This window comes from Pseudomonas sp. IT-P4 (genome assembly GCF_949767755.1).
Classification (GTDB): Bacteria; Pseudomonadota; Gammaproteobacteria; order Pseudomonadales; family Pseudomonadaceae; genus Aquipseudomonas; species Aquipseudomonas monachiensis.
The window spans coordinates 275,909-297,404 of sequence record NZ_CATKPX010000056.1; the positions used below are offsets into that span (position 1 = coordinate 275,909).

Genomic DNA, 21,496 nt, shown 5'->3' on the forward strand with positions numbered 1-21,496 from the left:
ACTATTGATCAAGGCGCGTCATGTCGGCCTTGTCGAGTTTGACTTCGAAACCATATTGCACGGTGGCGAGGTCAGTGCGCTGGTAGGTTTCCAGGCGCGTAGGCTGCCCATAGAAATAATGCACGGCAAACTGCGCCGGACCCTGTGTGCTCGCGCCATGGCTGACCGATAGAATCTCCTTCAAGTAATTACCGCTGTCGTCCTTGGCGAAAAAGCGCCAGTCCTGTGCGGGAAATGCCTTCAGGTCCACCACCAGTGCATTGTCTTTGAGCGCGAGGCCCTTGGGCAGTTGACGGGCATCGACGGTTTGCTTGTCGACCGCGGCCAGGAACAGCGGCATCGAGCCCACCGCATAGGCCGGAGTCTGCGGAAACAGATTCAGGTCGTAAGTGATGGTGCCGCGCAGGGGGTCGATCTGGTACGCCTCTGACGGCAGTTCGATCGGCTCGTCGCGTTTTCCAAGCGTGTCTTCGGTAAAGAAGCTCACCGGACTTTCGCCGGGGTTGAACGATGTGCCGAGCAGTTCATCGTTGAAGGTGCGCAGGTGAGTGAATTCGATTCGCGCAGCGCTGGGGTCGTCGACCGACTGACTGATGCTGACGTTCTTTTTCAGTTGATCCTCACTCAGCGTTGCCCCTTTCAGCCAGCTCGCCGCCTGGTCGTCATAGACCACCACGGACAGGTTCAAGGGCTGGATGGACTTGTCCGTGGTATTGGCATCGAAGCGCCGGATCGGCAGGTCGAGGTCCTTTCGGGTGACCGTGACGGCGGAAAAATCCAGCATGCTGACTTCGAGGGTTTCGATTGTCCCGTTGAAGTACACCTTCGAATAATGTCGTGCCTGCTGTTTCTCAAAGTTGCGTTGTTCTTCGTCGAGCTGTTTTTCCAGGGCTTCGCTCCAGCTCTTTTGCTGCTGCATCTTGGCCAGTTGCTGCTGATAGAAGGCAATTTGTACTGAGGTTTCGTTGATTGAGCCGGCGCGCGCGATGAATTGCCCGGTGCTGTCCCTGGCCTGGACGATCAGCGGGTTGAGCGGAGTTTCACTGACTTCAGGGGCCAGCGGCGCGCTGTTGTTGTATTCGATTTCTGCGTAGCTGTTCGTCAATGCCAGCAGGGTGACGCTCAGGTTGTCATTGGTGCGGGTCTGGCCTACGTCCTTTTTCGTCAGGTCGAAGCTGTACAGGCGACGTGGCGCGATGACTTCGACCTTGCCTTGCAGGCTCACCGGTTGCGGTTGTTGCTTTCTGTCGATGTCGAGGCCTTCGATGAAGGGGTAGGCCACGGTCAGGTCATCGGGGTTGGTCAGGTTGGAACTTGATGGGCTGAGCTGAATGCCAGGGTCGGTTTCCGACCATTCCGGCTGGAACGCAATCACCCGTTTGTTGCTCAGCGTGACCGACTGCCATTCCAGGCCATGGGGAAACAAAAACGCTGCAGGAACGCTGAAAGTGAAGGGGAACACTGGTTGCAGATCGGTCAGGTAGTCGGAACTGGAGTCCTTTTGCAGCACGAACAATCCGTTGATGTAGGTGTCGACCAGGGCCTGCGGGTTCGGGTAGTGCTTGAGCATGGCGAGGGCGTCTTCGCCGTATTCGGTTTCCATCGGCTTGCTGTCGAGCTTGAGTTGCGCGCGTTCGAGCAGCAGCAGCGAGCCGCCCAGCTCCGACACGGCATCCTTGAGCTTCGGATCCTGGATGGCGTCCAGCGACTTTTCGAATTGCGCGGTTTTTTCTTCGAGGCTGACCTGGCGTTTTTCGTCGCTGGGCGAGCAGCCGCTCAGCAGCAACGCCAGGCAAATTCCGGCACTCGTCAAAGGCAATCGCACATCCATTTTCCAGTCTTCCTGTCCGACATCACTGAGCAATCAATGATTTGGACACTAGCAGAAAAACTTTGATACACAGGCGCAGGTGGCGGATTTTTCGACGGTTTCTGGCAGCTTCTGGCTATAGGCGGGCGGCTGGTATACTCGCCGCCGTTTTCAGCCCTACTTGTGAGATTCAATGGAACGCTTTATCGAAAATGCAATGTACGCCTCGCGCTGGCTGTTGGCGCCGATCTATTTCGGTCTGTCCCTCGGGCTGTTGGCGCTGGCACTGAAATTCTTCCAGGAAGTCTTCCACGTCATCCCGAACGTGTTTTCGATGGCCGAATCGGACTTGATCCTGGTGCTGCTGTCTTTGATCGACATGGCCCTGGTGGGCGGTTTGCTGGTGATGGTGATGATTTCCGGCTACGAGAACTTCGTCTCGCAACTGGACATCGACGACAGCAAGGAGAAGCTCAACTGGCTGGGCACCATGGACTCTTCGTCGCTGAAGATGAAGGTGGCCGCATCGATCGTGGCGATCTCGTCCATTCACCTGCTGCGCATCTTCATGGACGCCAAGAACGTCGATCCCGAGCATCTGCAGTGGTACGTGATCATCCACATGACCTTCGTGGTCTCGGCATTTGCCATGGGTTACCTGGATAAAGTCACCAAGCACTGATCCGGACCGGCTCCCTTTGTGGCGAGGGAGCTTGCTCCCGCTGGATGGCGAAGTGATCCCGCTTTTTTGGGGCCGCTACGCAGCCCGGCGCGAGCAAGCTCGCTCGCCACAAGCTCCTGCAGTAACAGACAAACGGTCTGGCCAGTGGCTTGTGCTTTGATGCGCCGAAGCCTATCCCTTTAAAGAGGCTCGCTACTGCGTGAGGTGCGCTCATGAACCTGCAAGAGTTAAATGCGTATGCCGTCGCCGGGAAGGTCGATGAGCTGAACCTGATCTCGATGGAGGGAGGCATCTACCTGCTGGAGGCGCGGATGCATGGTACGGCGTATCCCTTGAGCGATACGCACGGGCACATGATGAGCCTGCGTTCGGTGGAGCATGCCCGTGATGTGCTGCGCTCCTTTCCCAAGTTGCACTTCAATCTCGTGCACACGGTCGTGCATGACGAAATGTGCGGCCTGGTTGCCGATGTGGAGGAAAACCTGAAGGTGCCGATCGCCTGAGGCCCCTCATCAATGGCATGACATCTGTGCTAGTCTGCTGGCCCTTTTGGTTCCGGGCGCTCCGGGACGCGCTGTGCACGCATGGCAAGTTCCCGAGCCGTCCGCACAGCGGAGCAGTGTCATGTCCGAAGTAAATCTGTCCACCGACGAAACCCGCGTCAGCTACGGCATTGGCCGTCAGCTGGGCGACCAACTGCGCGACAACCCGCCACCGGGCGTAAGCCTGGACGCGATCCTGGCAGGTCTGACCGACGCGTTCGCCGGTAAGCCAAGCCGTGTGGGTCAGGAAGAAATGTCCGCCAGCTTCAAAGTCATCCGCGAAATCATGCAGGCCGAAGCTGCAGCCAAGGCTGAAGCGGCTGCTGGCGAAGGCCTGGCCTTCCTGGCTGAAAACGCCAAGCGTGACGGCATCACCACTCTGGCTTCCGGCCTGCAGTTCGAAGTCCTGACCGCTGGTGAAGGCGCCAAGCCATCCCGTGAAGATTCCGTGCGTACTCACTACCACGGCACCCTGATCGACGGCACTGTGTTCGACAGCTCGTACGAGCGCGGCGAGCCTGCGGAATTCCCGGTTGGCGGCGTGATCGCCGGCTGGACCGAAGCCCTGCAACTGATGAACGCCGGCAGCAAATGGCGCCTGTACGTGCCGAGCGAACTGGCTTACGGCGCTCAAGGCGTTGGCAGCATCCCGCCGCACAGCGTACTGGTGTTCGACGTCGAGTTGCTGGACGTTCTGTAATACCCGGCCCGATATGACGTCGGGCTAATGTGGGAGCGAGCCTGCTCGCGAAGACGGAGTGTCAGTCAGCATAAGTGTTGAATGTCAGATCGCTTTCGCGAGCAGGCTCGCTCCCACAGTATCTTCGGTGATTTTCATATTTCGATCTTGTGGTGCAGTTCACTGTGCGGGCGCAACGCCCGGGCATAGCAGAACAGAAACAGATTACGCACCAGTTCCTTGAGCACCACCGGCTCGCTGGAACTCAGGCCATTGAGATCAAGATCTCCCTGGTCCTGCAGTTCACTCAAGGCTTCTTCTTCAAGCACCGCACAGACTTCCCCGGTTTCCCGATGCAGGATCCTGAGGTAAGGGTGTGGGCGGTCCAGCCAGGCATCGATCAAGTAAGTCATGGTTCTCATCTCCATTGAAGGGCTTTATGAGAATAATTCTTATTCATCAAATAGCAAGGGTCTATTGGCGGTTTGCGCTTTTTTCCGGGTAAAGATTGCGTCAGGTCAAATCGACTGGCGTTTGGCTATTGCGAGGATTTACTGGGTGAAGCGGGGAGGGTGAGACGCCATCCCACGCCGGGCGCGGGATGGGTAACAGCAGGCTCAGACTTTTCTGACGAACTCGGACTTGAGTTTCATCGGGCCGATGCCGTCGATCTTGCAATCGATGTCGTGATCACCATCGCACAAGCGGATGTTCTTGACCTTGGTGCCGACCTTGACCACCAAAGACGTACCCTTGACCTTGAGGTCCTTGATTACGGTGATGGTGTCGCCGTCCTGCAGGACGTTGCCGACCGAATCCTTTTTCACTGCGTCATCGGACACAGCTTCGGCTTCACCGCTGGCGGACCATTCGTGGGCGCACTCGGGGCAGATCAGCTGGGCGCCGTCTTCATAGGTGTATTCGGAATTGCATTTTGGGCAGGGTGGCAACGTGCTCACTAAGGCTCCTTGGATTCAGGATCGTTAAAAGCGCACATTATATAGGGTTTTTCAGGCGCGGGGAGCTGAAAGCAAAAGATCGCAGCCTTCGGCAGCTCCTACAGGGGATTTGTGTACACCTGTAGGAGCTGCCGAAGGCTGCGATCTTTTGATTTTTATTTTGCGATTAATGCGTACGCGCGACCGCGAACTCGCTCAGTTCAACCAGTGCATCGCGGTACTCGCTGGCAGGCAGCGCTTCGAGGCACTTGATCGCACGGGCCACATAGTCACGGGCCAGTTGCGCGGTGTACTCCAGCGAGCCCGAGGCTTCCACGGCTTCGCGGATGCTTTCCAGGTCTTCGATCCCGCCTTTCTGGATCGCCTTGCGCACCAAGGCGGCCTGTTCCGGCGTACCTTCGCGCATGGTGTAGATCAGCGGCAGGGTCGGCTTGCCTTCGGCCAGGTCGTCACCGACGTTCTTGCCCAGGGTTTCGGCATCGCCTTTGTAGTCGAGCAGGTCATCGACCAGCTGGAAGGCCACGCCCAGGTGATCACCGAATGTACGCAGGGCTTCGGACTGTTCCGGCGAGGCCTGGCACAGGGCGGCGGCACTGTGGGTCGAGGCTTCGAAGAGCATCGCGGTCTTGCCGCGGATGACTTCCATGTAGGTTTCTTCGGTGGTGCTGGCGTCACGAACCTTCGACAGCTGCAACACTTCGCCTTCGGCGATGATGCGCGTGGCTTGCGAAAGGATCTTCATCACCGGCATCGAGCCCAGTTCGACCATCATTTCGAACGAGCGCGAATACAGGAAGTCGCCGACCAATACGCTTGGCGCGTTGCCCCACATGGCATTGGCGGTCGAGCGGCCACGGCGCATGCCGGACATGTCGACCACGTCGTCATGCAGCAGGGTAGCGGTGTGCAGGAACTCGATGGTCGCGGCCAGCAGGCGCAGTTCGTCGCCCTCACGGCCAAGAGCCTTGCCACACAACAGCACCAATAAAGGACGCAGGCGTTTGCCGCCGGCCGAGGTAATGTAATCGCCGATTTTCGATACCAGCGGCACTCGGGAAGTCAGCTGCTTCTTGATGATGCCGTCGACGGCGCTAAAATCGTCCGCGACCGCGCGGTAGAAAGCTTGGGGTTGCATCAGCGACAGTCGCTCCAGAAGGGTTGCGCGGCATGCTAGGACCCACGCTTGCAGGTGTCAAGGCGCGATGGACGGCCCCTTGCAAGGCGCTCGTGCCTTGCGTACAATCGCGCACCCTGAACTTCCTGGGCAGCACCTGCCTTACGCAATTGCAAGCGGGCCTCCAGCCCCATGCAGCCATGCCAGCCAATACCTCTTCTTATAAAGAGCTGGGTGAGCAGGATTATCGGAGAAATACCATGTCTTATGCAGTAATCGTTACTGGCGGCAAGCAGTACAAAGTCGCCCCAGGTGAATACCTGAAGATCGAAAAACTGGAAATCGCTACCGGCGAATCCGTTACCTTTGATCGCGTTCTGTTGGTTGCCAATGGCGACGACGTGAATATCGGCGCTCCAGTTGTTGCTGGCGCTACCGTTGTGGCTGAAGTGATCTCCCAAGGTCGTCACGATAAAGTCCGCATCATCAAGTTCCGTCGCCGTAAGCACCACATGAAGCGTATGGGCCACCGCCAGTGGTACACCGAGATCAAAATCACCGGTATTCAGGCTTAATTACAGCCTAATTCCTCACTAGGAGAATTGAACTCATGGCACACAAAAAAGCTGGTGGTAGTACCCGTAACGGTCGCGACTCAGAAGCCAAACGCCTTGGCGTGAAGATGTATGGCGGCCAGGCTATCAAAGCAGGCAACATCATCGTGCGTCAGCGCGGCACCCAATTCCACGCTGGCTACGGCGTTGGCATGGGTAAAGATCACACCCTCTTCGCTAAAGTCGAAGGCGTGATCAAGTTCGAAGTAAAAGGCGCCTTCGGTCGTCGTTACGTGAGCGTAGTCGCAGCTTAATTGCGCGATCGCTGGAAAAGCCCTGTCTCGCGACGGGGCTTTTTCGTTTGTGGGGTGAGTCTCTTGCAAAGCTGTTTGTATGGGCTGTCGGCGTACGATGTAGGTATCGTGGTTCAGGGTCGCTGCGCTCATTTTTGCAAGAGTCTTATGTCTTGATTGTTTTTCGGCTCGTCCGTATGGCGAGAGGCGTTTGTTATGAAGTTTGTTGATGAAGTATCGATTCGCGTAAAGGCTGGTGATGGCGGCAATGGCGCCATGAGTTTCCGTCGGGAAAAATTTATCGAGAACGGTGGCCCGAACGGCGGTGATGGCGGTGACGGCGGTTCCATCTACATGATGGCCGACGAAAACCTCAACACCCTGGTGGACTACCGTTACACCCGGCACTTCGATGCCGAGCGTGGCTCCAACGGCGGCAGCACCGACTGCACCGGCAAGAAGGGTGAAGACCTGATCCTGCGCGTTCCGGTCGGCACCACGGTGATCGACTCCGCGACTCAGGAAGTCATCGGTGACCTGACCAAGGCCGGTCAGAAGTTGATGGTAGTGCAGGGCGGCTGGCACGGTCTGGGTAACACCCGTTTCAAATCCAGTACCAACCGCGCGCCGCGCCAGACCACTCCGGGCAAGCCGGGTGAGCAGCGCGACCTGAAGCTGGAAATGAAAGTACTGGCTGATGTCGGTCTGCTGGGCTTGCCGAACGCTGGTAAAAGTACCTTTATCCGTTCGGTTTCGGCTGCCAAGCCGAAAGTTGCCGACTACCCGTTCACCACGCTGGTGCCGAACCTGGGTGTGGTCAGCGTCGATCGCTGGAAGAGCTTCGTCATTGCCGATATTCCGGGTTTGATCGAGGGTGCTTCCGAAGGTGCTGGCCTGGGCATTCGCTTCCTCAAGCACTTGGCGCGCACGCGTCTGCTGCTGCACCTCGTGGACATGGCGCCGCTGGATGACGCCAGCGCACCGGATGCCGCTGAAGTGATCGTCAACGAGCTGATCAAGTTCAGCCCGTCCCTGGCGGAGCGTGATCGCTGGCTGGTCCTGAACAAGTGCGACCAGATCCTTGATGAAGAGCACGATGCTCGCGTCAAGGAAATCGTTGATCGCCTGGAATGGACGGGTCCGGTCTACGTGATTTCGGCCATCTCCAAGCTTGGTACCGAGCGTCTGTGCCACGACATCATGCGTTACATGGAAGATCGTGCTGATCGCCTGGCCAATGATCCGGCCTACAAGGAAGAGCTGGCCGATCTCGATCAGCGCATCGAAGATGAAGCTCGCGCGCAGCTGCAGGCGCTGGATGACAAGCGTGCCCTGCGTCGCAGCGGCGTGAAGTCGGTCCACGACATCGGCGACGATGATTGGGACGAAGAGGATGTGGATGACGAAGACGGTCCGGAAATCATTTACGTGCGTGACTGATTCGTTGCGATAAACTTAAGCGCCGCTCAATCGAGCGGCGTTTTGGTATCTGGAAATCGATTGTTGGTCACGAGTAACCACGAATAACGTCACGGGCAGTGCTAGGTCGCGTTGCCCTCAAGCTAAGGTTGAAGATGATGCGGAGCAAGGTGACAGGTGCGCAGCGTTGGGTCGTGAAGATCGGCAGCGCTTTGCTGACGGCGGACGGCAAAGGCCTGGATCGCGCGGCAATGGGTGTCTGGGTTGAGCAGATGGTGGCCTTGCATGAGGCGGGTGTCGAACTGGTGTTGGTGTCCTCCGGGGCGGTGGCGGCCGGCATGAGCCGTTTGGGCTGGACCTCGCGACCCAGTGCGATGCACGAGCTTCAGGCTGCCGCCGCAATCGGTCAGATGGGGTTGGTGCAGGCCTGGGAGTCGAGCTTTGCCGAGCATGGCCGGCATACCGCGCAGATTCTCCTGACTCACGACGACTTGTCCGATCGCAAGCGCTACCTGAACGCCCGCAGCACCTTGCGTGCGCTGGTCGAGCTGAAGGTTATTCCGGTGATCAACGAGAATGACACCGTGGTCACCGACGAAATCCGTTTTGGCGACAACGACACGCTCGCGGCGCTGGTGGCGAATCTGGTCGAGGCTGACCTGTTGGTGATCCTGACGGATCGCGACGGCATGTTCGACGCCGATCCGCGCAATAATCCGGATGCCCAGCTGATTTACGAGGCGCGTGCCGATGATCCGGCGCTCGATGCGGTGGCGGGTGGCACTGGTGGTGCGCTGGGGCGTGGCGGCATGCAGACCAAGTTGCGTGCTGCGCGTCTGGCGGCCCGTTCCGGCGCTCACACCATCATCGTTGGTGGGCGCATCGAGCGTGTGCTGGATCGCCTCAAGGCGGGCGAGCGCATCGGCACCTTGCTGTCGCCGGAGCGCGGCATGCTGGCGGCGCGCAAGCAGTGGCTGGCCGGTCATCTGCAAACCCGTGGCACCCTGGTGCTGGATGCGGGTGCAGTGATGGCGTTGTCCCAGGGCAATAAAAGTTTGCTGCCGGTCGGCGTCAAGTTGGTCCAGGGCAGTTTCCGTCGCGGTGAGATGGTGGTCTGCGTGGCGCCTGACGGTCGTGAAATTGCCCGTGGCCTGGCCAACTACAGTGCGCTGGAAGCGCAAAAAATCATCGGTCAGTCGTCCGAGGCGATTGTCGGTCTGTTGGGTTACATGGCGGAACCGGAACTGGTTCACCGCGATAACCTGATCCTGGTCTGAAGGAATACCTGAATGCGCGTGGCAAAAGGATTGTTGGGGTTGCTGTTGGCGATGCCGCTGTTGGCTTCGGCCGAAGAGATTGGTCAGGTGTCGACGGTGTTCAAGTTCGTCGGGCCGAATGACCGGATCGTGGTCGAGGCCTTTGATGATCCCAAGGTCGATGGTGTGACCTGCTATCTGTCGCGCGCCAAGACCGGTGGGGTGAAGGGGGGTCTTGGTTTGGCCGAGGATCGTGCCGAAGCGTCTATCGCTTGTCGGCAGGTCGGGCCTATCAGCTTCAAGGGTGAGCTCAAGGATGGCGACGAGGTGTTCAAGGAGCGCACGTCCCTGGTGTTCAAGACCATGCAGGTGGTGCGTTTCCTCGACAAGAAGCGTAATACGCTGGTGTATCTGGTGTACAGCGATCGCCTGATCGAGGGCAGTCCGCAGAATGCGGTGACGGCGATTCCGATTTTGCCGTGGGCCCACACTCAGTAATTTCACACAATCAGAGCTGTGGGGGCGAGCAGGCTCGCTCTCACATTTTTTTGCGTCGAATTCACTGAATCGCAGGCAATAAAAAACCGACCCTGAGGTCGGTTTTTTAATGAACGAGTCGCTTAGGCAGCAGCGGCAACGTTCAGGGCCTTAACGTGGCCATTCAAACGGCTCTTATGGCGAGCAGCCTTGTTCTTGTGGATGATGCCTTTATCGGCCATACGGTCGATAACTGGCACAGCCAGAACGTATGCAGCTTGAGCTTTTTCAGCGTCTTTTGCGTCGATGGCCTTAACTACATTCTTGATGTAGGTACGAACCATGGAACGCAGGCTGGCGTTGTGGCTGCGACGCTTCTCAGCCTGTTTTGCACGTTTTTTGGCGGAAGGTGAGTTGGCCACCGTCGAGCTCCTCGAAAGACTTTTTAGGAAATAGCAAACAAAATAGGCCGCGAATCATGCCGATGAGTTGAGGTCTTGTCAAGGGCGGTTGAGACGTTCCGCTAAGTGGTAGGTGAAGCAAGCTTGGAGATTTCTTTCCAGCGTGCGACCTGTAAACTCGCGAGCTTTGGCTCTGTGCTGTTGCGGCGCGGAGTATCGCATAAGTAGGCGCGTAGTTCGCCTGCTGTTTATCGACAGGCACAAACTCTTTCCATGAATCTGCTCAAATCGTTGGCCGCCGTCAGCTCTATCACGATGCTTTCCCGGGTTCTGGGGTTTGTTCGCGACACCCTCATTGCGCGAACATTTGGCGCGGGAATGGCGACTGACGCCTTCTTTATCGCCTTCAAATTGCCCAATCTGTTGCGGCGGATCTTTGCCGAAGGGGCGTTTTCCCAGGCATTCGTGCCGATTCTTGCGGAATACAAAAGCCAGAAGGGTGAAGAGGCGACCCGCACATTCATTGCCTATGTCTCGGGCCTGCTGACGCTGGTACTGGCGCTGGTCACGGTGTTGGGCATGTTCGCCGCGCCGTGGGTCATCTGGGTCACTGCGCCGGGTTTTACCGATACCCCGGAAAAATTCGAGCTCACTTCCAGCCTGTTGCGGGTGACCTTTCCCTACATATTGCTGATTTCCCTGTCGTCGCTGGCGGGCGCGATCCTCAACACCTGGAACCGTTTTTCGGTCCCGGCATTCGTGCCGACGCTGCTCAACGTCAGCATGATTATTTTTGCGTTGTTCCTCACGCCGTACTTCGATCCGCCCGTAATGGCGCTCGGCTGGGCGGTTCTGGCAGGTGGCCTGGCGCAGTTGCTCTACCAGCTGCCGCACCTGAAAAAAATCGGCATGCTGGTGCTGCCGCGCCTGAGCCTGCGCGACACCGGCGTCTGGCGCGTAATGAAGCAGATGCTGCCAGCCATCCTCGGTGTCTCGGTGAGTCAGATCTCGCTGATCATCAACACCATCTTCGCTTCGTTCCTGGTTGCCGGGTCCGTGTCCTGGATGTACTACGCCGACCGCTTGATGGAACTGCCTTCCGGCGTGCTGGGCGTGGCGTTGGGGACGATTCTGTTGCCGACCCTGGCCAAGACCTACGCCAGCAAGGATCGTCACGAATACTCGCGCATCCTCGATTGGGGCCTGCGCCTATGCTTCGTGCTGGTATTGCCTTGCGCCCTGGCGCTGGGGATTCTGGCCGAGCCGTTGACGGTTTCGCTGTTCCAGTACGGTCAGTTCGATGCCCATGATGCGGAGATGACCCAGCGCGCGTTGATCGCCTATTCCGTCGGTTTGCTCGGGATTATCGTGATCAAAGTGCTGGCGCCGGGCTTTTATGCGCAACAAAACATCCGCACGCCGGTAAAAATCGCGATTTTCACCCTGGTGGTCACCCAGCTGTTCAACCTGATGTTGATCGGACCGCTGGCCCACGCCGGCCTGGCTCTGGCTATCAGTGCTGGTGCCTGCTTGAATGCGGGGTTGCTGTTCTATCAACTGCGCAAGCAGCAGATGTACCAGCCACAACCGGGCTGGGCGAAGTTCGGCTTGAAACTGGTGATCGCGGTATCGGTGATGTCGGGCGTATTGCTGGCCGGGATGCATTTCATGCCGGCCTGGGGCGAGGGGCAGATGCTTGAGCGTTTCCTGCGCCTGGGTGCCTTGGTCGTTGCCGGTGTGGTGGCTTATTTCGGCATGTTAGTGTTGATGGGCTTTCGTTTGCGCGACTTCAATCGCAAGGCGCTGGGCTGAGGTTCTGGCCTCGATAAACACGGGCGAGCCGGCGGTTTTGTCGGCTTGATCACTTTGGGTTACGGTGTTGCCTGTCGTCGGCCGCCGGGTGTGGTTATAATCGACCACTTTATGAGCAAGAAGCGCGTTATGCAGCTGGTTCGAGGCCTCCACAATCTGCGCCCCCAGCATCGGGGCTGTGTCGCCACTATTGGCAACTTTGACGGTGTTCACCGTGGCCACCAGGCTATCCTGGCGCGCCTGCGTGAGCGTGCGCTCGAGTTGGGCGTGCCCAGCTGCGTGGTGATTTTCGAGCCGCAGCCGCGGGAGTTCTTCGCTCCGGACACCGCGCCGGCCCGTCTGGCCCGCCTGCGGGACAAGCTGCAATTGTTGGCCGCCGAAGGCGTCGACCGTGTGCTTTGCCTGGCTTTCAACCAGCGCCTGAGCAAGCTCAGTGCCAGTGAATTCGTCGATACCATTCTGGTGGATGGCCTTGGCGTGCAGCATCTGGAGGTCGGTGACGACTTCCGTTTCGGCTGTGACCGCGCGGGAGATTTCGATTTCCTGCTACAGGCAGGCACCCTTCAGGGTTTTACCGTCGAAGCGGCACAAACCGTCGAACTCGATGGCATCCGGGTCAGCAGCACGCAAGTTCGAAATGCCCTGGCCGCCGCGGATTTCGCCCTGGCCGAACGCCTGCTCGGGCGGCCGTACCGGATCGCCGGTCGCGTATTGCATGGCCAGAAGCTGGCCCGGCAGTTGGGTACGCCCACTGTCAATATTCAACTCAAGCGCCGTCGCGTGCCGCTCACCGGGGTTTACCTGGTGGATGTCGAGATCGACGGCAAGACCTGGCCCGGCGTCGCCAACATTGGCGTGCGGCCCACGGTTCAAGGTGATGGCAAAGCCCACCTGGAAGTGCATCTTTTAGATTTTGCCGGCGATCTGTATGACCGGCGTTTAACGGTGGTTTTCCACCACAAGCTGCGCGAAGAGCAGCGTTTCGCCTCTCTGGAGGCGTTGAAAACGGCGATCAACGCGGATGTCGCCGCCGCCCGTGCACTAGCCGCACCTAGCGCCCATCGCTAATGAAGAGCCTTAAATGACCGACTATAAAGCCACGCTAAACCTTCCGGACACCGCCTTCCCAATGAAGGCCGGCCTGCCACAGCGCGAACCGCAGATCCTGCAGCGCTGGGACAGTATTGGCCTGTACGGAAAGTTGCGCGAGATTGGCAAGGATCGTCCGAAGTTCGTATTGCACGACGGCCCTCCGTACGCCAACGGCTCGATTCACATCGGTCATGCGCTGAACAAGATTCTCAAGGACATGATCATCCGTTCGAAGACCCTGTCGGGCTTCGACGCGCCTTATGTTCCGGGCTGGGACTGCCACGGCCTGCCGATCGAGCACAAGGTCGAAGTGACCCACGGCAAGAACCTGGGCGCGGACAAGACCCGCGAACTGTGCCGGGCCTACGCCACCGAGCAGATCGAAGGGCAGAAGTCCGAGTTCATCCGTCTCGGCGTGCTGGGCGACTTCGCCAACCCGTACAAGACCATGGACTTCAAGAACGAGGCCGGTGAAATCCGTGCCTTGGCCGAAATCGTCAAGGGTGGTTTCGTGTTCAAGGGCCTGAAGCCTGTGAACTGGTGTTTCGACTGCGGTTCGGCCCTGGCCGAAGCGGAAGTCGAGTACGAGAACAAGAAGTCCTCGACCATCGACGTGGCGTTCCCGATTGCCGATGAAGCCCAACTGGCTGCCGCCTTCGGCCTGCCATCGCTGGCCAAGCCTGCCTCGATCGTGATCTGGACCACCACCCCGTGGACCATCCCGGCCAACCAGGCGTTGAACGTTCACCCGGAATTCAACTACGCCCTGGTCGACGTCGGCGACAAGCTGCTGGTACTGGCTGAAGAGCTGGTCGAGTCGTGCCTGGCGCGCTACTCGCTGGAAGGTTCGGTCATTGCGACCACCACCGGTAAAGCGCTGGAGCTGATCAACTTCCGTCACCCGTTCTACGACCGTCTGTCGCCGGTTTACCTGGCCGACTACGTTGAACTGGGCGCCGGCACCGGTGTGGTTCACTCCGCTCCGGCCTACGGCGTGGACGACTTCGTGACCTGCAAGAAGTACGGCATGGTCAACGATGACATCCTCAATCCGGTCCAAAGCAACGGCGTGTACGCGACCTCGCTGGAATTCTTCGGCGGCCAGTTCATCTGGAAGGCCAACCCGGCCATCGTCGACAAGCTGACCGAAGTCGGTGCGCTGCTGCACACCACTATCATCGAACACAGCTACATGCACTGCTGGCGCCACAAGACCCCACTGATCTACCGCGCCACCGCGCAGTGGTTCATCGGTATGGACAAGCAGCCGACCACCGGCGACACCCTGCGTCAGCGCTCGCTCAAAGCCATCGAAGAAACACAGTTCGTTCCGGCCTGGGGTCAGGCGCGCCTGCACTCGATGATCGCCAACCGCCCGGACTGGTGCATTTCCCGCCAGCGCAACTGGGGCGTGCCGATCCCGTTCTTCCTGAACAAGGAAAGCGGCGAGCTGCACCCACGTACCGTCGAGCTGATGGAAATCGTGGCCAAGCGCGTTGAAGTCGAAGGCATCGAGGCCTGGTTCAAGCTGGACGCCGCCGAGTTGCTGGGCGATGAAGCGCCGCAGTACGACAAGATCAGCGACACCCTGGACGTCTGGTTCGACTCGGGCACCACGCACTGGCACGTCCTGCGCGGTTCGCACCCGATGGGCCACGAAACCGGCCCGCGCGCCGACCTGTACCTGGAAGGTTCGGACCAACACCGTGGCTGGTTCCACTCGTCGCTGCTGACCGGTTGCGCCATCGACAATCACGCGCCGTATCGCGAGCTGCTGACCCACGGCTTCACCGTCGACGAGTCCGGCCGCAAGATGTCCAAGTCCCTGGGCAACGTGATTGCTCCGCAGAAAGTCAACGACACCCTGGGCGCCGACATCATGCGTCTGTGGGTCGCTTCGACCGACTATTCGGGCGAAATGGCGGTTTCCGAGCAGATCCTGCAACGCAGTGCGGACGCCTACCGGCGTATCCGTAATACCGCGCGCTTCCTGCTTTCGAACCTGACCGGTTTCAACCCGGCCACCGACCTGCTGCCGGCCGAAGAAATGCTGGCTCTGGACCGTTGGGCCGTGGACCGTACCCTGCTGCTGCAGCGCGAGCTGCAAGAGCACTACGGCGAATACCGCTTCTGGAACGTGTACTCGAAGATCCACAACTTCTGCGTGCAGGAACTGGGCGGCTTCTACCTCGACATCATCAAGGACCGTCAGTACACCACTGGCGCGAACAGCAAGGCCCGCCGTTCGGCGCAAACCGCGCTGTTTCACATCTGCGAAGCGCTGGTTCGCTGGATCGCACCGATCCTGGCCTTCACCGCTGACGAGCTGTGGCAATACCTGCCGGGTGAGCGTAACGAGTCGGTGATGCTCAACACCTGGTACGAAGGCCTGACCGAATTGCCGGAAGGCTTCGAACTGGGTCGCGCGTATTGGGACCGGATCATGGCCGTGAAGGTTGCGGTCAACAAGGAAATGGAAATCCAGCGTGCCGCCAAGGCCGTCGGTGGCAACCTGCAGGCCGAAGTGACGCTGTTCGCCGAAGACGCACTGACCGCCGACCTGGCCAAACTGAGCAACGAACTGCGCTTCGTACTGATCACTTCGACCGCTGCTGTTGCACCGCTGGTGCAAGCACCGGCCGATGCCGTGGTCACCGAAGTCAGCGGCCTGAAGCTGAAGATCGTCAAGTCGAGCCACGCCAAGTGCGCTCGTTGCTGGCACTGCCGTGAAGACGTCGGCGTGAACCCGGAGCACCCGGAAATCTGCGGCCGTTGCGTCGACAACATCAGCGGCGCTGGCGAGGTCCGTCATTATGCCTAATGCCGTTGGCCGTTTCGGACGGCTGAGCTGGCTTTGGTTGAGTCTGCTGGTCCTGGTCATCGACCAGGCCAGCAAGTTCTACTTTGAAGGCAAGCTCGAGATGTATCAGCAAATCGTGGTGATTCCCGATTTGTTCAGCTGGACCCTGGCCTACAACACTGGCGCGGCGTTCAGCTTCCTGGCTGACAGCTCCGGCTGGCAGCGCTGGCTGTTCGCGTTGATCGCTATCGTGGTCAGTGCGGTGCTGGTGGTGTGGCTCAAGCGTCTGGGCCGCAACGAGACCTGGCTGGCGGTTGCGCTGGCACTGGTGCTCGGTGGCGCGCTGGGCAATCTGTATGACCGCATTGCCCTGGGCCATGTGATCGATTTCATTCTGGTGCATTGGCAGAACCGCTGGCACTTCCCGGCGTTCAACTTTGCCGACAGTGCCATTACTGTTGGTGCTGTCATGCTGGCACTGGATATGTTCAAAAGTAAAAAGACCGGAGAAACCGTTCATGACTGAACAGGTATTGGCTGAACAACGCATCGGCCAGAACACGGAAGTCACCTTGCATTTCGCATTGCGCCTGGAGAACGGCGACACGGTGGACAGCACTTTCGACAAAGCCCCGGCGACCTTCAAGGTCGGTGATGGCAACCTGTTGCCAGGTTTCGAAGCGGCGCTGTTCGGTTTCAAGGCCGGTGACAAGCGTACGCTGAGCATCGAGCCGGAAAACGCTTTCGGCCAGCCGAACCCGCAAAACGTGCAGATCATCCCGCGTTCCCAGTTCCAGGACATGGAACTGTCGCCTGGTTTGCTGGTGATCTTCAACGATGCGGCCAATACTGAATTGCCGGGCGTGGTCAAAGAGTTCGATGACGCGCAAGTGACCATCGACTTCAACCACCCGCTGGCGGGCAAGACCTTGACCTTTGACGTGGAAATCATTTCCGTCAAAGCGCTGTAACTGACCGGACACGGTCAAAAATGTGGGAGCGGGCTTGCTCGCTCCCACAGTTAGTTTCTACAGTTTTCGCTATTTCTTGCGCGCAAGACACGAGGCACAGCATGCAAATCAAACTCGCCAACCCCCGTGGCTTCTGCGCCGGTGTGGACCGTGCGATCGAAATCGTCAACCGCGCCCTGGAAGTCTTCGGGCCGCCGATCTATGTACGCCACGAAGTGGTCCACAACAAATTTGTCGTCGAAGACCTGCGCTCCCGTGGAGCGATCTTCGTTGAAGAACTGGATCAGGTGCCGGACGACGTCATCGTGATCTTCAGTGCCCACGGCGTTTCCCAGGCCGTGCGCAGCGAAGCGGCTGGTCGTGGGCTGAAAGTGTTCGACGCCACGTGCCCGCTGGTGACCAAAGTCCACATCGAAGTGGCGCGCTACAGCCGTGACGGCCGAGAGTGCATTCTGATCGGCCACGCCGGTCACCCGGAAGTCGAAGGCACCATGGGCCAGTACGATGGCGGCAATGGCGGCGCGATCTACCTGGTCGAAGACGAGAAGGATGTCGCGGCGTTGCAGGTGAACAACCCTGAAAAGCTCGCCTTCGTGACCCAGACCACGCTGTCGATGGACGATACCAGTCGTGTTATCGACGCCCTGCGTTCACGCTTTCCGGCCATCGGTGGACCGCGCAAGGACGACATTTGCTACGCCACGCAAAACCGTCAGGATGCGGTCAAGCAACTGGCGGACGAGTGCGACGTGGTGCTGGTGGTCGGCAGCCCGAACAGCTCCAACTCCAATCGCTTGCGCGAATTGGCAGAACGCATGTCCACTCCTGCCTACCTGATCGACGGTGCCGAAGACCTGCAAAAGAGCTGGTTCGACGGCGTTGAGCGTATCGGTATCACCGCCGGTGCATCCGCCCCGGAAGTCCTGGTGCGCGGCGTGATCCAGCAGTTGCAGGCCTGGGGTGCAACCGGTGCCGATGAACTGGCCGGTCGCGAGGAAAACATCACGTTCTCGATGCCTAAAGAACTGCGCGTTCGCTCGTTGACCTGAGTGTTCTCCTTTTTTCGCATAACGGATGCTCAGCCTTGTCGCTGCGCAGGCTGACGCGACCGGTCCGAGCCAGCACCACTTGATGTTGGCTCACCGGTTCGCGAACGGCGCAAATGTGTAAAGTCCCTCCTAACAGTGACTCGCCCTGACCTCTGAACCGTATGGAGCTTTCGACCGTACTGTTCCCCACAATCGACACGCGTGGGCCGCTCTGGCGTTCGGTCAGTAGTGGATTGTCGCTGTCCATTTCCCCTTTGCCGCTGATATCCAGGATGATCCGCCAGCCTTGGCCCCAGTCGCCATTGATGCCGTGAATCACCACGGCCTGGTTGCGGGTGATGGCTTCGTTCCGGGCGGTACGAATACCGCTGGACAGAGCCTGTGCCGCTTGCTGTCTTTGGTTCGATTCGATCAGCGTTGCGAACGCCGGACTGACCAAATGCAGAACAATTCCTGTAATTGCCAGTCCCATGAGCAGTTCGATCAGGCTGAAGCCTTGTTGCCGCATTACATCTCCCTCCGTGGCGTGCTGTGGCTCGCGCAATCCCTGCGCGAGAAATGGCAACGCAAACGCACCGCATCGCTCGAATGTGGTGCCGCGCAAGAGCAGGTATAGCCGAAGGAAACAGAAGGCCCCGATGGATCATCCTACAAAAGGTTTCACGCTGATCGAGTTGCTGGTCGCGATCGCGATCCTTCTGATTCTGCTGACTCTGGCTGTGCCGGCGTTTACCCGCTCGACGCAAACAACCAGGGCTGATACTGAAATCGCTGACCTGCGACGAGCCTTGAATTTTGCCCGGTTAGAAGCCATCGATCGGGGCAATACCACACGGGTGCGCCCGACGGCCGGCGGGGATGTCTGGAGCGGGGAGCTGACGATTTACGACGGTACTGGCGCTTTGGCCAATGTATTGCGGGTTGTTCCGGCGATGAGCGGCGGCGCAACTCTGGCGCTAACCTCTGGCATCACTGCCATCGATTTCAACAGTATGGGCGGATTGTCATCACCGTCCTCAGAGGTGGTGATCAGCTATGGGCGGGGCACACAAAGCAGGACGCTGACGGTGTGTTTGAACGGACGAATTCTAATGGGTGGAAGTTGCGGATGAGGGCCGGGAGGCAAAGAGCGCAGGAGGGTATGACGCTGGTCGAAGTCCTGGTGGCGTTAGTCATTCTGGGAGTGGGCTTGCTGGGGGCGGCGGCGTTTCAGCTCAATGCGCTGAAGTACACGGACAGCGCGCGCATGACCAGTCAGGCCAGTTTTATCGCCTACGATCTGATGGACCGCATTCGCGCCAATGCCGCAGCGGATTACACCATTGCGCCGCCGACTTCGGGCAACCCCGACATTACCCGGGATCAGGACCTGTTTGACTTCAACACCAACATCGTCAGTTCACTCGGGGCCTCCGCGACGGGCAGTGTCACTGTCAGCCAGAAGGTGTACACCATCACGATTACCTGGGACGACTCGCGGGCTGCGAAGGCTGCCGACTCGCGGCGCAATTTCGTCCTGAGCAGTCGCGCGGACATTGATCCGACGGTGATCCCGTGAGTCGGCGCAGCAGGGGTTTTAGCCTGGTCGAGTTGCTGATCGCCCTGGCATTGAGCCTGATCGTGGTGCTGGGCGTGGTGCAGGTTTTCATCGCAGCCAAGAACACTTATCTCAGCCAGAACGCGGCCGCGAACATGCAGGAGGACGCACGTTTTGTGTTGAGCAAAATGATTCAGGAAGTCCGCATGGTCGGGATGTTCGGTTGTCTGGAAGCGATCACCGATTCAAGTCAGAAAGGTGATTTCCATGCCAGTCAGCTAGCACCGATCCGTTGGGACAGCGGCGGCCGTAAGTTGACGCTGGTTACGGCGGATGTCGGCGTTAATGGTGACAAGCCGGACTGGACCGTACTTTCCGATTGTCGAACCCATTCGACGGCCTACAGTGAAGGTCGGAAGCCAGTGGCAGGGCAGCTGGCATTTCCGATCCGGCGGCTGACTTATAGCTACAGCAACGACCAACTGCTGATGAAGAGTGGGGCTGCAGTACCACAGGTGCTGGTGGATAACGTCAGCGCTTTTGACGTGAGCTTCGGCCTGGCCAGCACGGCCACTGATCTGGCAGCTTCGCGTTACAGCAGCAACCCGCCGGACCCCGCGCTGATTCGTAGTGTTCGCCTGAGCCTGACTCTCTTCGATCCGAACCACCGGGTGGCCGATCAAACCTTCAACGTGGTTGCCGCCCTGCGCAACCGCTTGCCATGAAGGAGTGCCAATGAATCGTGCTCCCAAGACGTATTTCGCCCAACGCGGCATGGCCCTGTTGGTCAGCCTGGTGTTCTTGCTCTTGCTGACGTTGATTGGTCTTTCATCGATGCAGAGCGCCACCCTGCAGGAAAAAATGGCCGCTAGCGTCGCCTTGCGCAACCAGTCGTTCCAGAGTGCCGAAGCCGCATTGCGGGTCGGCGAGGGTACGGTGCAGCGGGACAGTTATGCGCTGCCTGTTTGCAGCGGCATCGTGCAATGTGCACCACCGTCCGAGTCTTCGACAATTACCGCTGCCGGTTTCAACGCCTCTTCTGGCGTGACCTGGATTGCATCGGACAAGGGTTTTTATGGCGTGCAAAACATCGGTATCAGCCAAAATGCAGTGAATGTGCCAATCAATACCCCGGCAACCTTGTATCGGGTAACGGCAGTCGGCATCGCGGGGCACTCGCGCAGTGTGGTGGAGAGCATCTATGCGAAGTACTGAGCGACCTGCCAGGTTATGGTCGCAACTATTTGTTGTCGTCGCGCTTGACCTGTCGATGTCGGCGCACGCTGCCACATCAGTGGATTCGCCAGCGCTGAACCGGCCAACCTGTCTGGCCAATGGCAACTGGTACGGTTTTTATCACAGCAATCAGGGGTTGAAGGCCGTCTGCCTGAAGCTGCCCGCTGCGATCAGCGTTAAGATGCTCGACAGCAACGCCGATGGAGTGGTCGACAACAGCGACACACTATCCGATGGCGTGATCTTTATCGGAGAACATTCGACCCGGGACGCCAGCGACAGCGGCGGGGTCGTGAACGATTCCACTGGCGACGGTACTGCGGGGATGGAAAAATCCGGCGGCAGCCGTCGCATCATGTGGCGACAAATACAGTGAGTGAGAGTTGATGCATGCGTAGTTCCAACCGCGGTTTTACCCTGATCGAAATCATGATCGTGATTGCGATCATCGGTATTGTCATGACCATTGCTGCCCCGAGTCTCACCGAATACATGAACAAGGGCCGTCGCGCAGAAGCAGCCGGTCTGCTCTCGGAGCAGGCGCAACTCCTGGAGCGCTTCTACTCGCAGAAAAATGCCTACACCGATGCGACGGGCCTCAGTGCCGGCAATGATTACTACAGCATCACACCGACCCTGACCGACCAGACCTTTCTGCTGACGGCGGTGCGCAAGGCTGATTCGAGCATGGCCACTGACAAGTGCGGTGATCTGACCATCACCAACACCGGTGTGCTCGGTATGGTCAACGCGGAATCCGGCCTGACCAGCAAAGACTGCTGGGGGCGCTGAGTTTTTTTCGGGTGCCTTTTG

The 21,496-nt window shown here is 58.8% G+C and carries 26 protein-coding genes; 20 read left to right on the forward strand and 6 right to left on the reverse strand.

Features of this window, described 5'->3' with window-relative positions:
• Position 1 precedes the first annotated feature (1 nt).
• Positions 2–1,831: a hypothetical protein gene (locus ACM6IT_RS22570; RefSeq protein ID WP_056728715.1), complete on the reverse strand. Its 1,830-nt coding sequence runs from the start codon at positions 1,829–1,831 to the stop codon at positions 2–4.
• A 172-nt stretch (positions 1,832–2,003) separates the two neighbouring features.
• Between ACM6IT_RS22570 and ACM6IT_RS22575 the strand changes: the two genes are divergently transcribed.
• The 3 genes from ACM6IT_RS22575 (at position 2,004) to ACM6IT_RS22585 (ending at position 3,734) form a co-directional block, all read left to right on the forward strand.
• Positions 2,004–2,492, forward strand: coding sequence for a TIGR00645 family protein (locus ACM6IT_RS22575; RefSeq protein WP_007970904.1), 489 nt, complete (start codon positions 2,004–2,006; stop codon positions 2,490–2,492).
• 212 nt (positions 2,493–2,704) lie between these two features.
• Positions 2,705–2,995 carry a DUF6482 family protein gene (locus ACM6IT_RS22580; protein ID WP_046041769.1) on the forward strand — a complete coding sequence of 97 codons (291 nt, stop codon included), beginning with the start codon at positions 2,705–2,707 and terminating at the stop codon, positions 2,993–2,995.
• 121 nt (positions 2,996–3,116) lie between these two features.
• A complete protein-coding gene (locus ACM6IT_RS22585; protein WP_008052058.1) occupies positions 3,117–3,734 on the forward strand; it encodes an FKBP-type peptidyl-prolyl cis-trans isomerase in 618 nt (205 codons plus the stop codon).
• A 134-nt stretch (positions 3,735–3,868) separates the two neighbouring features.
• Here ACM6IT_RS22585 and ACM6IT_RS22590 read toward each other — a convergent pair whose 3' ends face one another.
• The 3 genes from ACM6IT_RS22590 to ACM6IT_RS22600 form a co-directional block, all read right to left on the reverse strand.
• Positions 3,869–4,126 carry a hypothetical protein gene (locus ACM6IT_RS22590; RefSeq protein WP_008052059.1) on the reverse strand — a complete coding sequence of 86 codons (258 nt, stop codon included), beginning with the start codon at positions 4,124–4,126 and terminating at the stop codon, positions 3,869–3,871.
• A 204-nt stretch (positions 4,127–4,330) separates the two neighbouring features.
• A complete protein-coding gene (locus ACM6IT_RS22595; protein WP_020798653.1) occupies positions 4,331–4,672 on the reverse strand; it encodes a zinc ribbon domain-containing protein YjdM in 342 nt (113 codons plus the stop codon).
• A 166-nt stretch (positions 4,673–4,838) separates the two neighbouring features.
• Positions 4,839–5,807, reverse strand: coding sequence for a polyprenyl synthetase family protein (locus ACM6IT_RS22600; RefSeq protein ID WP_056728713.1), 969 nt, complete (start codon positions 5,805–5,807; stop codon positions 4,839–4,841).
• A gap of 239 nt (positions 5,808–6,046) precedes the next feature.
• Between ACM6IT_RS22600 and rplU the strand changes: the two genes are divergently transcribed.
• The 5 genes from rplU to ACM6IT_RS22625 all read left to right on the forward strand — a co-directional run bounded on the left by rplU (position 6,047) and on the right by ACM6IT_RS22625 (position 9,806).
• Positions 6,047–6,361 (forward strand): 50S ribosomal protein L21, encoded by a 315-nt coding sequence (gene rplU, locus ACM6IT_RS22605; RefSeq protein WP_003176051.1) that lies wholly within the window; start codon positions 6,047–6,049, stop codon positions 6,359–6,361.
• Between the two features lie 35 nt (positions 6,362–6,396).
• Positions 6,397–6,654, forward strand: a complete 258-nt coding sequence (rpmA, locus tag ACM6IT_RS22610) for a 50S ribosomal protein L27 (RefSeq protein ID WP_003281574.1) — start codon at positions 6,397–6,399, stop codon at positions 6,652–6,654.
• Positions 6,655–6,849: 195 nt separating this feature from the next.
• Positions 6,850–8,073: an Obg family GTPase CgtA gene (gene cgtA, locus ACM6IT_RS22615; RefSeq protein ID WP_008052064.1), complete on the forward strand. Its 1,224-nt coding sequence runs from the start codon at positions 6,850–6,852 to the stop codon at positions 8,071–8,073.
• Positions 8,074–8,210: 137 nt separating this feature from the next.
• Positions 8,211–9,329, forward strand: a complete 1,119-nt coding sequence (gene proB / locus ACM6IT_RS22620) for a glutamate 5-kinase (RefSeq protein WP_056728709.1) — start codon at positions 8,211–8,213, stop codon at positions 9,327–9,329.
• Positions 9,330–9,341: 12 nt separating this feature from the next.
• Entirely contained in the window at positions 9,342–9,806 is a 465-nt protein-coding gene (locus ACM6IT_RS22625) for a CreA family protein (protein WP_056728707.1), read from the forward strand.
• Between the two features lie 122 nt (positions 9,807–9,928).
• Here ACM6IT_RS22625 and rpsT read toward each other — a convergent pair whose 3' ends face one another.
• Positions 9,929–10,207 (reverse strand): 30S ribosomal protein S20, encoded by a 279-nt coding sequence (gene rpsT / locus ACM6IT_RS22630; protein WP_020798646.1) that lies wholly within the window; start codon positions 10,205–10,207, stop codon positions 9,929–9,931.
• Positions 10,208–10,459: 252 nt separating this feature from the next.
• Between rpsT and murJ the strand changes: the two genes are divergently transcribed.
• The 6 genes from murJ to ispH all read left to right on the forward strand — a co-directional run bounded on the left by murJ (position 10,460) and on the right by ispH (position 17,910).
• Positions 10,460–11,998: a murein biosynthesis integral membrane protein MurJ gene (murJ, locus tag ACM6IT_RS22635; RefSeq protein ID WP_414918730.1), complete on the forward strand. Its 1,539-nt coding sequence runs from the start codon at positions 10,460–10,462 to the stop codon at positions 11,996–11,998.
• Between the two features lie 129 nt (positions 11,999–12,127).
• Positions 12,128–13,066 carry a bifunctional riboflavin kinase/FAD synthetase gene (gene ribF / locus ACM6IT_RS22640; RefSeq protein WP_414918731.1) on the forward strand — a complete coding sequence of 313 codons (939 nt, stop codon included), beginning with the start codon at positions 12,128–12,130 and terminating at the stop codon, positions 13,064–13,066.
• A gap of 13 nt (positions 13,067–13,079) precedes the next feature.
• Positions 13,080–15,911: an isoleucine--tRNA ligase gene (ileS, locus tag ACM6IT_RS22645; RefSeq protein ID WP_056728701.1), complete on the forward strand. Its 2,832-nt coding sequence runs from the start codon at positions 13,080–13,082 to the stop codon at positions 15,909–15,911.
• Positions 15,904–16,416 carry a signal peptidase II gene (gene lspA, locus ACM6IT_RS22650; protein ID WP_056728699.1) on the forward strand — a complete coding sequence of 171 codons (513 nt, stop codon included), beginning with the start codon at positions 15,904–15,906 and terminating at the stop codon, positions 16,414–16,416. Before ileS ends, lspA begins: the two co-directional genes overlap by 8 nt.
• 7 nt (positions 16,417–16,423) lie before the next feature.
• The gene (gene fkpB / locus ACM6IT_RS22655; protein ID WP_172435403.1) at positions 16,424–16,861 is read left to right on the forward strand and encodes an FKBP-type peptidyl-prolyl cis-trans isomerase; all 438 of its coding nucleotides are present in this window, start codon (positions 16,424–16,426) and stop codon (positions 16,859–16,861) included.
• A 101-nt stretch (positions 16,862–16,962) separates the two neighbouring features.
• Positions 16,963–17,910 carry a 4-hydroxy-3-methylbut-2-enyl diphosphate reductase gene (gene ispH, locus ACM6IT_RS22660; RefSeq protein WP_056728697.1) on the forward strand — a complete coding sequence of 316 codons (948 nt, stop codon included), beginning with the start codon at positions 16,963–16,965 and terminating at the stop codon, positions 17,908–17,910.
• Here ispH and ACM6IT_RS22665 read toward each other — a convergent pair.
• Positions 17,879–18,418, reverse strand: coding sequence for a GspH/FimT family pseudopilin (locus tag ACM6IT_RS22665; protein ID WP_223541990.1), 540 nt, complete (start codon positions 18,416–18,418; stop codon positions 17,879–17,881). The two genes, ispH and ACM6IT_RS22665, sit on opposite strands and share 32 nt — an antisense overlap.
• 130 nt (positions 18,419–18,548) lie before the next feature.
• Between ACM6IT_RS22665 and ACM6IT_RS22670 the strand changes: the two genes are divergently transcribed.
• The 6 genes from ACM6IT_RS22670 to ACM6IT_RS22695 are packed head-to-tail and all read left to right on the forward strand — an operon-like array spanning position 18,549 to position 21,475.
• Positions 18,549–19,022: a GspH/FimT family protein gene (locus ACM6IT_RS22670; RefSeq protein ID WP_056728693.1), complete on the forward strand. Its 474-nt coding sequence runs from the start codon at positions 18,549–18,551 to the stop codon at positions 19,020–19,022.
• Positions 19,019–19,468 carry a type IV pilus modification protein PilV gene (gene pilV / locus ACM6IT_RS22675; protein ID WP_414918732.1) on the forward strand — a complete coding sequence of 150 codons (450 nt, stop codon included), beginning with the start codon at positions 19,019–19,021 and terminating at the stop codon, positions 19,466–19,468. The genes ACM6IT_RS22670 and pilV overlap by 4 nt, the downstream gene beginning before the upstream one ends.
• A complete protein-coding gene (locus tag ACM6IT_RS22680) occupies positions 19,465–20,172 on the forward strand; it encodes a PilW family protein (RefSeq protein ID WP_414918733.1) in 708 nt (235 codons plus the stop codon). Before pilV ends, ACM6IT_RS22680 begins: the two co-directional genes overlap by 4 nt.
• A gap of 10 nt (positions 20,173–20,182) precedes the next feature.
• Positions 20,183–20,662: a PilX N-terminal domain-containing pilus assembly protein gene (locus ACM6IT_RS22685; RefSeq protein ID WP_056728687.1), complete on the forward strand. Its 480-nt coding sequence runs from the start codon at positions 20,183–20,185 to the stop codon at positions 20,660–20,662.
• A complete protein-coding gene (locus ACM6IT_RS22690) occupies positions 20,649–21,059 on the forward strand; it encodes a hypothetical protein (RefSeq protein ID WP_056728685.1) in 411 nt (136 codons plus the stop codon). The genes ACM6IT_RS22685 and ACM6IT_RS22690 overlap by 14 nt, the downstream gene beginning before the upstream one ends.
• Positions 21,060–21,073: 14 nt before the next feature.
• Positions 21,074–21,475, forward strand: a complete 402-nt coding sequence (locus tag ACM6IT_RS22695) for a type IV pilin protein (protein ID WP_056728683.1) — start codon at positions 21,074–21,076, stop codon at positions 21,473–21,475.
• Positions 21,476–21,496 lie beyond the last annotated feature (21 nt).

Coding starts and splice junctions, on each gene's coding strand:
- ACM6IT_RS22570 (WP_056728715.1), bottom strand. CDS start 1,831: ATGGATGTGCGATTGCCTTTGACGAGTGCCGGAATTTGCCTGGCGTTG.
- ACM6IT_RS22575 (WP_007970904.1), top strand. CDS start 2,004: ATGGAACGCTTTATCGAAAATGCAATGTACGCCTCGCGCTGGCTGTTG.
- ACM6IT_RS22580 (WP_046041769.1), top strand. CDS start 2,705: ATGAACCTGCAAGAGTTAAATGCGTATGCCGTCGCCGGGAAGGTCGAT.
- ACM6IT_RS22585 (WP_008052058.1), top strand. CDS start 3,117: ATGTCCGAAGTAAATCTGTCCACCGACGAAACCCGCGTCAGCTACGGC.
- ACM6IT_RS22590 (WP_008052059.1), bottom strand. CDS start 4,126: ATGACTTACTTGATCGATGCCTGGCTGGACCGCCCACACCCTTACCTC.
- ACM6IT_RS22600 (WP_056728713.1), bottom strand. CDS start 5,807: ATGCAACCCCAAGCTTTCTACCGCGCGGTCGCGGACGATTTTAGCGCC.
- rplU (WP_003176051.1), top strand. CDS start 6,047: ATGTCTTATGCAGTAATCGTTACTGGCGGCAAGCAGTACAAAGTCGCC.
- rpmA (WP_003281574.1), top strand. CDS start 6,397: ATGGCACACAAAAAAGCTGGTGGTAGTACCCGTAACGGTCGCGACTCA.
- cgtA (WP_008052064.1), top strand. CDS start 6,850: ATGAAGTTTGTTGATGAAGTATCGATTCGCGTAAAGGCTGGTGATGGC.
- proB (WP_056728709.1), top strand. CDS start 8,211: ATGCGGAGCAAGGTGACAGGTGCGCAGCGTTGGGTCGTGAAGATCGGC.
- ACM6IT_RS22625 (WP_056728707.1), top strand. CDS start 9,342: ATGCGCGTGGCAAAAGGATTGTTGGGGTTGCTGTTGGCGATGCCGCTG.
- murJ (WP_414918730.1), top strand. CDS start 10,460: ATGAATCTGCTCAAATCGTTGGCCGCCGTCAGCTCTATCACGATGCTT.
- ribF (WP_414918731.1), top strand. CDS start 12,128: ATGCAGCTGGTTCGAGGCCTCCACAATCTGCGCCCCCAGCATCGGGGC.
- ileS (WP_056728701.1), top strand. CDS start 13,080: ATGACCGACTATAAAGCCACGCTAAACCTTCCGGACACCGCCTTCCCA.
- lspA (WP_056728699.1), top strand. CDS start 15,904: ATGCCTAATGCCGTTGGCCGTTTCGGACGGCTGAGCTGGCTTTGGTTG.
- ispH (WP_056728697.1), top strand. CDS start 16,963: ATGCAAATCAAACTCGCCAACCCCCGTGGCTTCTGCGCCGGTGTGGAC.
- ACM6IT_RS22665 (WP_223541990.1), bottom strand. CDS start 18,418: ATGCGGCAACAAGGCTTCAGCCTGATCGAACTGCTCATGGGACTGGCA.
- ACM6IT_RS22670 (WP_056728693.1), top strand. CDS start 18,549: ATGGATCATCCTACAAAAGGTTTCACGCTGATCGAGTTGCTGGTCGCG.
- pilV (WP_414918732.1), top strand. CDS start 19,019: ATGAGGGCCGGGAGGCAAAGAGCGCAGGAGGGTATGACGCTGGTCGAA.
- ACM6IT_RS22685 (WP_056728687.1), top strand. CDS start 20,183: ATGAATCGTGCTCCCAAGACGTATTTCGCCCAACGCGGCATGGCCCTG.
- ACM6IT_RS22690 (WP_056728685.1), top strand. CDS start 20,649: ATGCGAAGTACTGAGCGACCTGCCAGGTTATGGTCGCAACTATTTGTT.
- ACM6IT_RS22695 (WP_056728683.1), top strand. CDS start 21,074: ATGCGTAGTTCCAACCGCGGTTTTACCCTGATCGAAATCATGATCGTG.